This is a genomic window from Bradyrhizobium sp. RDI18, from assembly GCF_043203335.1.
GTDB lineage: Bacteria > Pseudomonadota > Alphaproteobacteria > Rhizobiales > Xanthobacteraceae > Bradyrhizobium > Bradyrhizobium retamae.
Window position 1 is genome coordinate 1,591,154 of record NZ_JBICRN010000008.1, and the last position, 13,529, is coordinate 1,604,682.

Below are 13,529 nucleotides of genomic sequence, written 5' to 3' on the forward strand. Positions count from 1 at the left end.
CGTCAGAAGACGTCCCGCGCCGCCTGATTGTCATGACAAGCGACCGCGCGCGGCTTCGCAAGCTAATCTGCCGGTAATCAGGCGGCCTCCGCCCAACCAAACGAAATCTTGCCGCGCCCAACGTTACGGCTCAGCGACAGACGTATGAGCCGTTTACCAGCACGCGCACGCAGGCAGTGCCTGCAGCCGCTGCACCTACGGCCGCTCCGCCGACCACCGCGCGCCGGGTTGTTCGTCGTGCAACGCCAGCGACGCTCATTGGAGTCGCGGGCCGCCCTACCCTTGCCTCCGCGCTTTCAATCGACAGCGAAGGACCACCGCTTGGTGACCACGCTACTGAGCCCAAAGCTCCAAGCGTAAATACCGCGGTAGCCAGGAACGCTCGCTTGATGGTGATTTTTTGCATATCGATCTCCTCTGCTGAGGGGACCACCGCAACGCCATCCGTATTTCGCGTGCTTGATCTAGGTCAATAAGATCCCCTGTCCTAATGCCGGCGATCATAAGGCGCCAGGCCCGCGTCCAGGATAGTCCTTCGGACATTGCCCTCAAGGACAATGTCCCTTGATGCAATTGAAGATGAACGTCGTTGATAGGATAAGTCGAATGTCGGGGTTATTGCCTGTCGCGCTTCTGGCGGGCGCCTTGGGAAATGCAAGCGAGCGCCACCAGTTCAGACTTTCGAAAAATGTATCGAAACGAGTCCGCTCGAGGCTGAACATGTCCGACGACTCTTGTCAAAATGGCGACGTGTCCGAAGTACGGAACGAGATACGCGAGTCCTGCGAGCCTAGCAGCGGGGGCAAGGGCTTGCTCGTTCCGCTTTATGCCGGAGCAACGCCCCGACGCGACGGCACGGCCCAGCGCGTGATGGACGCACTGCTGCGCGAATGCTTGAAACGCGAGGCGCAGATGCCTTGAGCAGCGGGTGAGCTGACCGCATCGATTGCTCATGAAATCACTCAGCCGCTTCCCGCATTTGTGTGGCCTGCTACATCGATCGGGACACGCTGAGACGCTGACCCTGCGATCCCGATTAGGCCAGGATCAAGAAGACTCGGGGCAACTGCTCCCGCAAACTCGTCGTAATGCGGAGCGGATTTCTCCCTCGGCGGCACATCGGCTTCTCTCTTTGGACAGTCGGGACCAGCTCTCCGCCTCGGCTATCCAAAAGATTCGGTTTGCCGGTTCACGCTTCGCGAGCTGTCTGCACAACGTGGCACGCAAGTCAAACTCCAACTGATCAGTCATTGGCGCCCCCTGCCTGAGGGAGAAACTTTTGTCAGGTGTTTACGACAAACGTCCTGCCCGCAATATTGTCCCAATGGTCAATGTCCCCAAGGGCAATGGACGCTGATTGGGCGGCACACACCCGAAGTGATCAGTTCCAATCCCGTTGATCTGAGTCAAGACCAGGCGCTCCGAAACGCAACGACATGCATCGCTACCGTGATCCATGCACAACGGAGAAGGCTATGAAACAGAGCACGAGAAACATTGCTCTCGCAACTTCTGCATTTGCGTTCGCGGCGTTGTTTTCGTTTGGCTGGTCTGAGAAGAGCGGCCTCTCGCTATCGATCGAGAATGCTGAAGCACGGGTCGGTCGACCGCTTACTCCTGTAAGCGTTGCCGGCGTCGCGCGCCGGCAGAACAGGCGCGCTGCAATCGGCACTGCGGCAGCCGTCGGCACCGCTGCAGCGGTCGGTGCCGGTGCCGGATACTACGCGGGCAGTCCTTACTACAGCGATACGGTTCGGGGTGCCCGCGCGGCCTATACCGGCGGCTACGCCGCTACCGGCCCGATAGCCACACGACCTCACTACGCAGTGACTGCCTACTACGCGGGTGGGCCCTGGTACGGCTATAGCGGGTGGGACGACTATGCAACCCGCAACGCGATCAGGTGCAAGCCCGGTACCATGGTCAAGTTTGAGGACGACCTGATGCACGTCTGCCAATGAGCTTCTGAGATCCAACCGGGGCGGCTCGGGCTGCCTCGGAACGTTCGTTGAACATCTAAGGGAGAACGACAATGCTCAGATTGATAGCTGTGGCTGGCTTCGCCTTGTCGCTTGCAACATCGGCACAAGGCATGACACCGGCGCCGCCTCCTCAGGTAGAAGACGTGGTGACGCAAATCGCCGTCGGCTGCGGGCCAGGCAGGACACGGGTCAATGGCGTATGCGTGGCACGGACTACCGTCCGTCAGACTCGCCGAGCCGTCCGCAGGTGTGTGCGATGGCAGGCTGGCGTCTGCGCCTCGTACGAGTGAACGTACTGAAGCGAAGGCGAGTGTGCGGGCGTAGCGTCGGCGAAATCAGCCTGCCAACCAACTAGGCTTCAGGCACACCAACATGCGTGATCGTGATCGATGTATGTTTGCTTTCGCCTTGTGTCCGGGGTGGCAACAGGTAAAGCGTCATCGCAAAGATCAGGTACACCATCAGTACGAGCACGCCGACAAACCACGCCGAGCGGCCACTATTGGTCACCAGCGACGCGGTCATGGTCGCGATAAGCATCATGACCACCGCGCCCGGCCAGAATTGCAGGCTCATCGGCTCCGGCCCGATGACGTAGCTTAGCAACACCAATACCGGTGCCACGAAAAGCGCGATCTGGGATGCACTCCCCAGCGCGATGCCTACGCTCAGGTCCAGCCGGTCCTTGCGTGCACCGGAAAAGGCCGAGGCCATTTCGGCAGCACCGCCCACCAGCGCAACGACGATGAAGCCGACAAAGGCCGGCGTCATTCCAAACGTCAGCGCAGCATGCTGCACCGACTCGACGAAAATCTCGCTCACCAGCGCAACTAATACGGTGACGCCCGCCAGCGTGGCAAGCGCCAGCCCCATCGGCCAGGGCGCTTCGGCAGAGTCGGCGTGGCCGGCCCCGCCAAACAATTCGCGATGAGTCCTCAGCGAGAACAGCAAGCCCAGGCCGTAGGCAACGATAAGCAGCACGGACAAGCCTATGCTCAATTTTTCGGTAAACTCCGATCCGGCCGCAGAATCGGCTTCTGAAGCCGCCGAAGGGATCAATATCCCGATCGTCGCCAGGAATAGCAGGCTAGCCTGCAGCCGGGCGCTGCCCCTGTCATATTCCTGCACATGGTGCCTCAGCCCGCCGAGCAGAAACGACATGCCGAGCATGAACAACGTGTTGGTGACGATCGCCCCTGCGATCGATGCCTTCACAAGCGTATATTGCCCCGCGTGCAGCGCAGTCAGTGCAATAACCAGTTCCGTCAGGTTTCCGAGCGTCGCGTTGAGCAAGCCCCCCACGGTGTCGCCCGTCTTGGCTGCCACGGATTCCGTGGCGTGACTTAGCAGGCCGGCGAGCGGCACGATTGCCAGGACCGACAGCACGAAGAGCAGCGTATGCGCGCCCGCATTAACACTTTGCACGACAAACAGCACGGGCACGAAGGCCAGCAACCATAGCAGCGGGTTGTGCCGGACTTCCTTCAGTAATGGATGCATGAGCACCTTCCGACCCGATAGACGGCGCTGCCCTCATAAGTGCTCGCCGTCATAAAACCGCGTACGCGCATCGCTCGGGGGCTGCCGGCCGTTCAGAGCTGGGACAAACCGAAGCCGAGCCGGCAGCCGTCGTGCAGTCGTCAAGACGCCGAGCGCGCGGTTGGTCAAGTGCCCGAGACCGGCAGGCATCAGGCCCTTACCGCCAAGCTCACCCGCATTCGCGCGCTCAATACGGATATTGACGCGGGCAGACCCAAGCGCCGTATTCGTTCTGATAACAGCCGCGGTTGTATCCGCCATAATAGCCGTAGGCTCCTGCTGCCACGGCGCCGGCCGCCGCACCGTACGCGGCTCCGCGATAGACGCCTCTGCGAACCGCCGTGCGCGCTACCGGGCGACCGGGTATCGGACGATATCCATAACCGCGCCCCGCAACCCCATATCCCCGGCCGGCAACGCCGACACGACCAGCATGAACCGCGCCGCCACGGAAATGAGCGGCGCCTCCGTGAAAGCCTCCACCACGATAGCCGCCGCCACCCCGACGCGCGGATGCGTCATCCGGGATGAGGCTGGCGCCGACTAGAACGACTGCTGCGAGAGCAGCGAGAGCATAACGAAACATGGCTGTTCCTCCTGTTGGTAGGGTGTCGCGCATTTGAACTCCAAAGATGCCCGCAGCCCGTTGTAATCAGCACCCGACGACAGCCTTCAACGCTCATTGGATCGGGGCTTGACCTAGATCAATGGTCGAGTCCCTGCGCTTTCGCGCGCTATTTTTTTCGGCGTATCCGAAAACGCGCTTTCGATGACGTCGCCGATCGGCTGCCAAGTGCGACCATCAAACTGTATCAACCGCATTTGCTTGATCGGCTGGAAATTCTCCGGATCGGTGTGATCTTGATCCCGGGCAGCAGAATAGAGGTCTTGACACGCCGATCCGCTCGTTCGTCACGCCAAGTGGTTTCTTAAGGTACAGCCGCTAAATGCATGCGGGGTATCGTTCGCCTGCTTTAAGGTTGTGAAGGCCTGGCGCCGGGCCGTGGCTTCGGCGGTCCTTGCTACCTCTTGACCATTCACCTTCAACTACCCTTCGCCCCATGGAGCGACATTGATTTCAAACCTGTCCTTTCCGAGGACTGTAAAAAATTGCTGAACGGTGTCCCCCTTGCCCACGGGCATTTCCTTTTCGGCTCCCAGTCGGTGCTCCGCAGCGACATAGTCATCATCCTTGGTTCTCGTGTTTGTCGAACTCTTGTGCCGACCTACTTCCCGCCGAGGCGCTCCTTGCCGAAGGCCGCGCGGTAGATCGCCCAGTAGACGATGCCGACCATGCCGGCGCCGCCCACGATGTTGCCGATCGTGACCGGAACGAGGTTGTGGAGAATTCCAGCAACCGTGATCGCCGAGCCGTCGACCCCCCTCTGGAGCATGCCCCGTCTGGATCAGCAGCCATGCCAGCGGTAGAAAGTACATGTTGGCGACGCAGTGCTCGAAGCCGGCCGCGATGAAGGCCGAGACGGGCAGCACCACCGCGACGATCTTGTCGGTCACCGTTCTTCCCCCATAGGCGAGCCAGACGGCCGCGCACACCAGTACGTTGCAGAGGGTGCCCTTGACGAACAGCGTCATCACATCGGGCGGGATCTTTCCAGCGGCCGTATTCAGCACCGACAGTCCAACGCGCCCATCGTTCATGTCGAGGTGATGGGAGAGGAAGACCAAGACGACGAGGCCGAGCGCGCCAGCGAGGTTGCCCAAATAGACCACGGTCCAGTTGCGCAGCATCGTCGCGGTGGAGACCCTTCCGCTCGCCCAAGCCATCACGATCAGGTTGTTGCCGGTGAACAGTTCGGCGCCGCCGACCAGGACGAGCACCAGTCCGAGCGTAAACGCCAGCCCGCCGAGCACGCGCGTCGCGGCGAAGCCGAGCCCGGGATCGGAGGCGACGATGGTGTAATAGAGCGCGCCGAAGCCGACGCCGCCGCCGGCAACAACCGCCAGCATCAGGGAGGCCGCAACCGGCAGATCCGCCTTCTTGACGCCTACCTTCTCGACGGCCTCCTTGATCTCCGCCGGGCTGTAGGCCTGCAGATTGAAGATGGGGGGCTGCGGTGCGGAGGCTCGGTCCGACATGTCGCCCCTGCCCCCTATTGCGCGCCGCCGACCGCCAGCAGGCCGACGATCCGCACGGCGATCACCTTTACGAGCGTCATCGACGGGAAGATCATGGCGTAGCCGATGTCTGGACGCTCGGTCGGCGCCATCTTGGTCGAATAAACCAGGATGGCCGGATTTCCTGTCGCGCCGGAGGCGACGCCGACGAGATCGTCGTACGGAATCTTCATCACAAAGTGCCATGCCGGGAGAGCCTCCATTCGGCGAAGACATCAGGCAAAAGATTCAAGTTGCCAAAGTTGGCTTGAACTACAAGTTTGACTGGGGCTGGCCCCTCGCCGGAAGATATTGATCGAGCGGATGTCCGCTTCTGCATCTTTAGGAGTTCACGGACTAAACTTGCTCATTCCTCGGGTTATTACTGCCCGTGGCCTTTACCGGACGAGCACAAGCAGACGACTCCGTGACCCTCACCGGATGCCTACCGTCCAACTCGGCAATGCGGCGGTCAATCTCACCGATCACGCGCTTCGAGAACGGCCCGAGGTGCAGGTACAGCGCCATCAGCATCACGATGTAACGCAGCGCGCCTGGATTGGTCTTAGCGACCTCGACGAAGGTCTTCCAGAACGGCTCGCGAACCTCCGGTAGGATCCGCATGATCTTGTGTAGGCTGTCGATGCCGCCAAGCCTCTTGCGCATGTCGCCATCTGGCAGGTCGCGGCGGCGGTCGGAGCGGTCGAGCATGACGGCAAGCCGTGACAGCCGTCCCGCGTATGCCGTCGGGCAAAAAACGTGCTCGAGCACTGCCTTGTAATCCACAAGGATGTCACGAAGCGGACGCTTGGTGTCGAAATTGCATCCGAGCGTACATTGGTCGCCCGCCTGCTCGACATTCATGAGGTCATGGCCGTTGTGCAGGCGGCCTTCCTTGGCTAGCCGCCGCGTCAGCTGTGTACCAGGCAGCGCATAGAGTAGTCCAACCATGCAGACTGGAATGTTCGTCTCCTCGATGAAGTCGATCATCGCCTGTCCCATCGAAACTTTCTCGGTATCGAACCCGACGATGAAGCCGGCGGTGATGAACATGCCGTAGCCGTAAATCTTGTGGACGCACTCCGCGATGTTGCGCCTGGTGTTCTGCTTCTTCCTCATCTGCACGAGCGCCTCTGGATCCGGGCTCTCGATGCCGACGAAAATCGCGAAGAAATTTGTGTCCTTCATCGCCTGCAACAGATCATCGTCGTCCGCGATATTGATCGAGGCTTCGGTCGAGAACTCGAACGGATAGTCGCGCTCTTCCAGCCAAGCTTTGAGCCGCGGCAGTAGCGTGCGAAGGTTTTTCTTGTTGCCGATGAAATTGTCGTCGACGAAATCGACATGCCCACGATAACCGTGATCGTAGAGCGCTTGCAGCTCGGCGAGAACCTGATCGTTGGTCTTGGTGCGCGGCACACGACCGTACAGCTCGATAATATCGCAGAACTCGCAGGTGAATGGGCAGCCACGCGAATATTGCACGCCGATGAAGAGATAGTGATCGAACTTGATCAGATCGTAGCGGGGCATCGGGCTTAGCGTGACGTCGATCTTGAATTTCTCGGCGATGAACACGCCCTTGCGCTCGCCTCTTTCCCAGGCGGCGATGAAGTGCTGGATGACTTGCTCGGCCTCGCCGATCACCTGGAAGTCCGCGTCCGCGTAAAGATGCGGGCTGGAGGACACGTCAGGTCCACCGACGCATACTGGCTTGCCGTGCAGATGGGCGAGATCGATCAGGTAGATGAAATCAGGCTGCTGGTTGAGCATACCGCCGATCATCACGAGATCGGCCCAGTCGAGGTCCGCGTCCGTCAAAGGTTCGGTGTTACGGTTGACGAGACGGATGTCCCAATGCTTCGGCAGCATGGCGGCGACCGTGATCAGGCCGAGTGGCGCGGCCGGATACTTCGCGCCGACCAGTTCGCAGGCTTCCGTATAGTTCCAGAACGAGTTCGGAATGAACTTCGGATAGACCATTAGGACACGGCAGAGAATTGTCATGTGCCTCCCCGTAGGTTTTGGGGGAGGGTGTCACGCAGTTTGTCGGGACTCAAGGGGTCGGTTCTTCCGAAAAGTTCCATTGCAGGAAGTGATCGGCCGACCTATTCAATCACCTCGACGCGTGTCAGCAAGGTCGGTGGAATGTCGAGTCGGCGTCGTCCTTCAGCCGGCCGTCTGCCCGCGCGCCCAGGCTGCCCGCTCGAAGTCGATCATGAAATCGCGCGTGATCGGCACCGCATCACGTTTGGTCGACAGCAGAATTTGAAACACCATGTGAGAGCCATGCAGGAATTCGAGTTCGACGGCGGCAAGATAGAATTCCCACATCCGGCAGAACCGCTCGTCGTAGATCGCAGCAGCCCGGGCTCTATTTTTGGCGAAGCGCTCGCGCCAGTGTTTCACCGTGTAGTAATAATGCAATCGCAGCACTTCCATGTCGTTGCACCACAGACCGCAGCGCTCCGTGGCAGCGAAGGTCTCGGATAGCGCCGGCACATAGGCGCCAGGAAAGATGTACTTGCGGATGAAGGGGCCGGTGGTGCCGGGCTGCGACATCCGGCCGATGCAATGGATGAAGGCATAGCCGTCAGGCGCCAGGAGCTCGCGGATTTTCAGGAAATATTCATCAAAATGACCGATGCCGACATGCTCCATCATGCCGACCGAAACCACTCGGTCGAACTGGCCGGTGAGTTGGCGATAGTCCAACTCGCGAAACGAGACGCGATTGGAGACGCCGGCGGCCTCGGCATGATCGCGTGCGGCCCTGATCTGCTCGGGCGAAACATTAACCGCGGTGACGTGGGCGCCTGTTTCGCGCGCCAGATGAATGGCGAAGCCGCCCCAGCCCGAGCCAATCTCGGCGACCGTCATGCCGGGCTTTAATTGCAGCTTGCTGGTGGCGTGAATCAGCTTATTGCGCTGCGCCTGTTCGAGCGTTTCATGTTCGGGGTCTCGAAAATATGCGCAGGAATATTGCATCTGATCGTCAAGGAACAGGCGGTAAAGCTCGGTCGAGATGTCGTCGTGGTGGCGCGCATGAGCGGCGGCAAGCCCGATCGGATTGGCCTGTTGCCAGCGGCGCAGTCCGCGCCACACCCGCCGCATCAGCTTCTGTGAGCCGTACGCATAAAGCCCGGCACGGTTGACCGAGAACAGCAGCAGAAAATCATGGATTGCGGCACCGTCCTCCAGCGTCAGACTGCCGTCCATATAGGCTTCGGCGGCGTATAGCTCTGGATTGATGAACAGCGTGGTGTAGAGCTTGCGATCGTGGAGGTGGATGGCGACGTCGGGCCCGGGCAGGTGTTCGCCGAAGACATGGATCTTGCCTTCGGCGTCGCGGACTCGCAGAGTGCCCTGGCGGATGAAGCGTCGAAGCAGATTGGACAACAAACGCACGTGGCAGTCCTCCGTGGTCGCTGCAAGTCTCTGTAGCAATGCATCCGAAAGAGGTCATGGGCGCCCGACGACGCAGCGCTGAACGATCTCACGGAATCGAATTTTGCACCATCAAGGTACGTTTCGGGTCCTCATCGGAACTTGAGTTCAGCAATAGTATTGCAAAAGCATCTTTTTGCGTCACTGAAGACATTGCAACACTATCCCCGAAGATCGGACATGCGGGTATCCGCGGGCGTGTTCGCGTGGTGCTAACAACGGAAAGTCGCGAGCGGATATTCTCATGTACTTTGTAGACCGCTCATGCGGTACAAGCCGTGTTATCCTTCTCCCTTTGCCATCTTCTTGAGCGTGGCAATTTGCCGGAAGAAGTCTCTTTTTGGCTGAGCAGGGCTGCCAAGCACTTTAGCGCCTGGATCCACATCCGAAATAATGCCCGCCTGCGCTCCGATCTCCGCGCCTTGACCGATCCGAAGATGCCCGGCCATACCCGCCTGCCCCCCGACGCGAACGAAATCCTCTAATATGGTTGAACCCGAAATACCGACCTGTGCGACGATGACACAACACCGGCCGAGGATAACATTGTGGCCGATCTGGACGAGGTTATCGAGACGGGAGCCGGCACCGATCACCGTGTCTCGCAATGATCCTCGATCAATCGTGGTGTTCGCACCCACTTCGACATCGTCTTCAAGAATAACTCTCCCAAGCTGGGGAACAGAGAGAAATCCTTCTACGGTAGAGGCAAACCCAAATCCTTCCTGTCCGATCCGAGCGCCGGGATAGACATAAACCCGTGCTCCCAAAAGCGCATGGCTTAGGCTTGCATGTGCGCCAATCCGGCAGTCCCGACCGACAATCACGCCGCTGCCGATAACCGCGCAAGGACCAATCCGACATCCAGGTCCTATCTCTGCTCCGGCCTCAATCACGGACAGCGGCCCGACCTCCGCAGACGGATCGACGCGCGCCCCCTCTGCGACAATTGCGGACGGATGGATGCCGGGAGAAACTGGAGGCACAGGATAGAAGAGTGCAGCAACACGCGCCCATGCTGCGTAGGGTTCGGTGGTCCGGATCGCCACTGTCCCAGCAGGTACTCGCGCTGCCATATCAGGATGCACAATCACAGCACCGGCCGATGTCTGATCGAGTGCCGACGCATAACGTCGATTATCCAGAAAACTCACTTCATTCGAGCCAGCCGTTTGCAAGGGGGCCACACCTTCGAGGGGCAGTTCGAGTTCATCCGCAACCCCGCGTGCCGTACTCGCAACAACTGCAAGCGAATATGGCCCACTTCGGCGAAAGAACCTTGCGTTGCCCAAAGTTGCTTCAACCATCCGCGTTTCCCTGCTAGCGAACCGGTTCAGCTAGGGTTACCCTTTTTGACTGGTGCAACGGAGCGATCGGCGCGTTGATACAGATCAAATGCGTCAGCCCCTTATCGGGCGCAACGTGCGCGCCGCCGAGGGGCGGTTCGCCTGCCGCGCCCCGCCACCTCTAGCAGGGCCCCGCCTTCGTATGAACTCCGCATCTACAAACGAGATGTCCGCGCCGCGGCGCTATGACGTCGCGGGCTTCCTCCTTGCCGGCGGTAATCGCCGGTTATCCATCTCGATCGATGCCAGCTAGGCTGGCGGCGTGACGGGTCAGCGCCTGCCTACCCGATCCACCGAGCCGACACAGTTCATCGGCGTTCCAGGCCGTACTCCTCTCGCGTCACCGGAGCGGCCACAGCACGACGCCGGGCCTCACGATGCAATTGGCGGGGTAATCAATTGGCCATGCACCATGGCGCTCGCTTTTATCGGCGCTTGTGGTCAGGAACCCGGCCATAAACAGGGTCGTCCCTAACGCGATGCATAGCTTCGTGTCTTCTCTCCTTCAGGAAACATAATTGATCCTGCGCACGCGAATATCGACGCGATCCAACGAATACGAGGCGGAGGGAACTTGCGGCCATATGAGGTCGTGTCAGTTGGTTTGGATATGTCCGAGTCGGGTCACTCGCGTCGGTTTGGCCGGTACCGCCGACTTCCGCTCTACCCCCTATAAACAGACATCGTTGCCGTGCGTCGGCATGTCTCAAATGGGCCAAATAACCGACTCATGCGCCGCAACAAGCAGCATCTCATCTCGTCAACTGTCGGCAGTCGTGCGGTCCCTTAGAGCAACTCGAAAAATCTCGAATCTTTGCGTTTCCAATTGGAAACGGGTCAGGATTGCTGAACAATCTCGAATTTGCCCCAACTCGAGGTGTGAGACAGGCCCTGAGAAAATGAACCTCTACCAGAAGGCCAAGGGCGCTTATGGGAGCGGGTCCAATTGACCTAAATCAACACGGCATGTGAATTGATTTAACTGTTGGTGAGAGTTTGGAGATGCCGGTCTAGTGGAGAAGGAGCCGCGCATGACACTCGACCCGATCCACCAGTTCGAAATCAAAAACTTCTTCAAGATCGGCCAGATCGGCGATCACGCCATCTACTTCACCAATTCCTCAGCTTACATGCTGCTCACTGTAGCGGTAATTTGCTTACTGACTATTCGCGGCATGAAAGGCCGACAACTTGTTCCCGGCCGCCACCAGTCGATGGCCGAGTTAAGCTACGTGTTCGTGGCCAGCATGATCCGGTCCACCGCCGGCGAGGATGGCATGAAGTTCTTCCCGCTGGTGTACTCGCTGTTCATGTTTATTCTGGTCTCGAACGTGATCAGCATCATTCCCTACACTTTCACTGTCTCAAGCCACATCATTGTCACGGCCGCATTCGCGCTGCTCGTGTTCTTCACGGTGCTGGTCTACGGCTTCTACAAAAATGGGCTAAAATTTTTCAAGATTTTCGTACCGCCGGGCATTCCGATCTACATACTGCCACTGGTCGTCGCGATCGAGATCATCTCCTTCCTGTCGCGACCGCTGTCGCACAGCGTGCGTCTGTTCGCCAACATGCTGGCGGGCCATATCACGCTGAAGGTGTTCGCGGGCTTCATCGCACTGCTCGGTACCTCGCTTGGCGCGATTGGCTGGATCGCTGGCGTGGTGCCGCTGGCATTGACCGTTGCGCTGACCGCACTTGAGCTGCTGGTCGCGTTCCTGCAGGCCTACGTATTTGCGATCCTGACCTGCATCTATCTCAACGACGCTCTTCATGGGGGACACTAGCGGGCTCGGAGGGCAAGGAGTCGGCCCAAGCAACATCGCGATGACGAAAGCATATCGCACGTTCTTGTCTCCGCCGGTTAAGTCGGACGATACATGAAAACGCTGGACGGCACTCTATATAGGCGCGCCCTAGACTGCTCCAGGCCGCAGAGCGCCCATACCTGCGTAGTTTCTCGCGCAGGTGGCCCGAGTCGGTTGCGGATCAAACCTCGGTAGTCGCCGGGTCCTGCCGCGAAGTCCGCTTTGCCTTGCGGACAGACGTTGAAAACCCCGGGGATGTCAGCCTCTTGATCAAAAGCGGACATCGCCCAGGCTTAAAGTCAATTAGCCACATATGCTCCGACCATTATGCGGCAGGCACAGATCGACCTACTTTGCTTCAGTCCTCGTCCTCAGACTGCGCACGACGCCGTTCTACGGATTCACTCATATCGTGGAGTACAAAGAGCGCGAGGGCCGCCATGTGCCGCCTCTGTTCGGGACTGAACGTTTGATAGAGTGGCTGCCACGCCTCGGCGAGCTTATCCAAATCGGCTGATCGTTGAGCCAATGTTTCCGAGCGCCGATGCAAAAACGCAATGGGGTCACGATTGCGCATGACCTCGAAACGGCTTTCGTCGGCCCGTCTACCCACTGTTTCTTGGATTTTTGCAACACGGGCTTTCCGATCCTCCGCCCTGGCACGAATAGCGCTCTCTACAGCCGGCCAGTATTTTTCCTGCTCAGGTGTTAGCTGCAACGCAGCCTTTACCAGGTCAATGCGCAAGTCCATCAGTGAATTCCGGTCCGCTACATTTAACCGTTCCGGAGTCGCAGGAGAAGGCGTTTGCGCGTGGGCAATCGGCGATGCAGTAAGGAAGAGTGCAGTTGCTCCGACCACTACTATTTTCATCATCGGCGATCTCCTAGGTAGGTTGCCCCCAGGCACCCGCAAAAAAATGGCCACGCACCGCAGGTCGCGTTGATTCAAATCAAAGGTACCAGAGAAGTTTTTTTGCGCAGGCCAGACCTATCGACATGTCCGCATTTGCGCCGCTATTCGGGGCAAGCGGACATCAACTCCCGCCTAGTGCCGCGCTGAACTAGGGCCCATTGGGCCTGCGTCATTAAGGCAGGCCTTTTCCTTACGGCACAAGCCGGACAAGCGCCCGAGGTCGGGTAGGGTTCCAAACTTCGTGCACGCCGCAGGTGCAGGGGCGCAATTCGAGCGGGCGGTGGCCATGCTGCACGCTGCACTCGTTCGCGCAACTCCTCAGAAAAAGTCCAAGCCTGAAAAGCTGTCAGTCCTTTGACCTAGATCAACCGCATGACCG

Annotated in this window: 12 protein-coding genes; 3 read left to right on the forward strand and 9 right to left on the reverse strand. The window is 59.2% G+C overall.

Features of this window, described 5'->3' with window-relative positions; all coding sequences use genetic code 11:
- Window positions 1-130: 130 nt before the first annotated feature.
- Window positions 131-406: a hypothetical protein gene (locus tag ACFXS9_RS16645; protein WP_392690416.1), complete on the reverse strand. Its 276-nt coding sequence runs from the start codon at window positions 404-406 to the stop codon at window positions 131-133.
- A 158-nt stretch (window positions 407-564) separates the two neighbouring features.
- Here ACFXS9_RS16645 and ACFXS9_RS16650 point away from each other — a divergent pair, with 158 nt between their 5' ends.
- Together ACFXS9_RS16650 and ACFXS9_RS16655 are read left to right on the forward strand one after the other, a co-directional pair.
- On the forward strand, window positions 565-921 hold the full coding sequence (locus ACFXS9_RS16650; RefSeq protein ID WP_392690418.1) for a hypothetical protein: 357 nt from the start codon (window positions 565-567) through the stop codon (window positions 919-921).
- Between the two features lie 554 nt (window positions 922-1,475).
- Window positions 1,476-1,961, forward strand: a complete 486-nt coding sequence (locus ACFXS9_RS16655) for a hypothetical protein (protein WP_392690420.1) — start codon at window positions 1,476-1,478, stop codon at window positions 1,959-1,961.
- Window positions 1,962-2,333: 372 nt separating this feature from the next.
- Here ACFXS9_RS16655 and cax read toward each other — a convergent pair whose 3' ends face one another.
- The 7 genes from cax to lpxD form a co-directional block, all read right to left on the reverse strand.
- Window positions 2,334-3,482, reverse strand: coding sequence for a calcium/proton exchanger (cax, locus tag ACFXS9_RS16660; protein ID WP_392690422.1), 1,149 nt, complete (start codon window positions 3,480-3,482; stop codon window positions 2,334-2,336).
- Between the two features lie 226 nt (window positions 3,483-3,708).
- Window positions 3,709-4,107 (reverse strand): hypothetical protein, encoded by a 399-nt coding sequence (locus ACFXS9_RS16665; protein WP_392690424.1) that lies wholly within the window; start codon window positions 4,105-4,107, stop codon window positions 3,709-3,711.
- 461 nt (window positions 4,108-4,568) lie between these two features.
- Entirely contained in the window at window positions 4,569-5,618 is a 1,050-nt protein-coding gene (locus tag ACFXS9_RS16670) for a formate/nitrite transporter family protein (protein WP_392690426.1), read from the reverse strand.
- A gap of 14 nt (window positions 5,619-5,632) precedes the next feature.
- The gene (locus tag ACFXS9_RS16675; protein WP_392690428.1) at window positions 5,633-5,830 is read right to left on the reverse strand and encodes a hypothetical protein; all 198 of its coding nucleotides are present in this window, start codon (window positions 5,828-5,830) and stop codon (window positions 5,633-5,635) included.
- Window positions 5,831-5,993: 163 nt separating this feature from the next.
- Window positions 5,994-7,643, reverse strand: a complete 1,650-nt coding sequence (locus ACFXS9_RS16680) for a B12-binding domain-containing radical SAM protein (RefSeq protein WP_392690430.1) — start codon at window positions 7,641-7,643, stop codon at window positions 5,994-5,996.
- A 162-nt stretch (window positions 7,644-7,805) separates the two neighbouring features.
- Complete coding sequence (locus ACFXS9_RS16685) at window positions 7,806-9,044, reverse strand: class I SAM-dependent methyltransferase (RefSeq protein ID WP_392690432.1); 1,239 nt, start codon at window positions 9,042-9,044, stop codon at window positions 7,806-7,808.
- Between the two features lie 320 nt (window positions 9,045-9,364).
- Window positions 9,365-10,375: a UDP-3-O-(3-hydroxymyristoyl)glucosamine N-acyltransferase gene (gene lpxD, locus ACFXS9_RS16690; RefSeq protein WP_392699819.1), complete on the reverse strand. Its 1,011-nt coding sequence runs from the start codon at window positions 10,373-10,375 to the stop codon at window positions 9,365-9,367.
- 1,085 nt (window positions 10,376-11,460) lie between these two features.
- Between lpxD and ACFXS9_RS16695 the strand changes: the two genes are divergently transcribed.
- Complete coding sequence (locus ACFXS9_RS16695; RefSeq protein WP_392690433.1) at window positions 11,461-12,216, forward strand: F0F1 ATP synthase subunit A; 756 nt, start codon at window positions 11,461-11,463, stop codon at window positions 12,214-12,216.
- Window positions 12,217-12,595: 379 nt separating this feature from the next.
- Here the strand turns inward: ACFXS9_RS16695 and ACFXS9_RS16700 are convergent, their stop codons facing one another.
- Window positions 12,596-13,111, reverse strand: a complete 516-nt coding sequence (locus tag ACFXS9_RS16700; RefSeq protein ID WP_057849538.1) for a Spy/CpxP family protein refolding chaperone — start codon at window positions 13,109-13,111, stop codon at window positions 12,596-12,598.
- Between the last annotated feature and the right edge of the window lie 418 nt (window positions 13,112-13,529).

Bases quoted from the DNA above. Each gene is read 5' to 3' on its own strand.
- ACFXS9_RS16695 (WP_392690433.1), top strand. From the start codon at position 11,461: ATGACACTCGACCCGATCCACCAGTTCGAAATCAAAAACTTCTTCAAG.
- ACFXS9_RS16680 (WP_392690430.1), bottom strand. From the start codon at position 7,643: ATGACAATTCTCTGCCGTGTCCTAATGGTCTATCCGAAGTTCATTCCG.
- ACFXS9_RS16655 (WP_392690420.1), top strand. From the start codon at position 1,476: ATGAAACAGAGCACGAGAAACATTGCTCTCGCAACTTCTGCATTTGCG.
- ACFXS9_RS16645 (WP_392690416.1), bottom strand. From the start codon at position 406: ATGCAAAAAATCACCATCAAGCGAGCGTTCCTGGCTACCGCGGTATTT.
- cax (WP_392690422.1), bottom strand. From the start codon at position 3,482: ATGCATCCATTACTGAAGGAAGTCCGGCACAACCCGCTGCTATGGTTG.
- ACFXS9_RS16665 (WP_392690424.1), bottom strand. From the start codon at position 4,107: ATGTTTCGTTATGCTCTCGCTGCTCTCGCAGCAGTCGTTCTAGTCGGC.
- ACFXS9_RS16700 (WP_057849538.1), bottom strand. From the start codon at position 13,111: ATGATGAAAATAGTAGTGGTCGGAGCAACTGCACTCTTCCTTACTGCA.
- ACFXS9_RS16670 (WP_392690426.1), bottom strand. From the start codon at position 5,618: ATGTCGGACCGAGCCTCCGCACCGCAGCCCCCCATCTTCAATCTGCAG.
- ACFXS9_RS16675 (WP_392690428.1), bottom strand. From the start codon at position 5,830: ATGAAGATTCCGTACGACGATCTCGTCGGCGTCGCCTCCGGCGCGACA.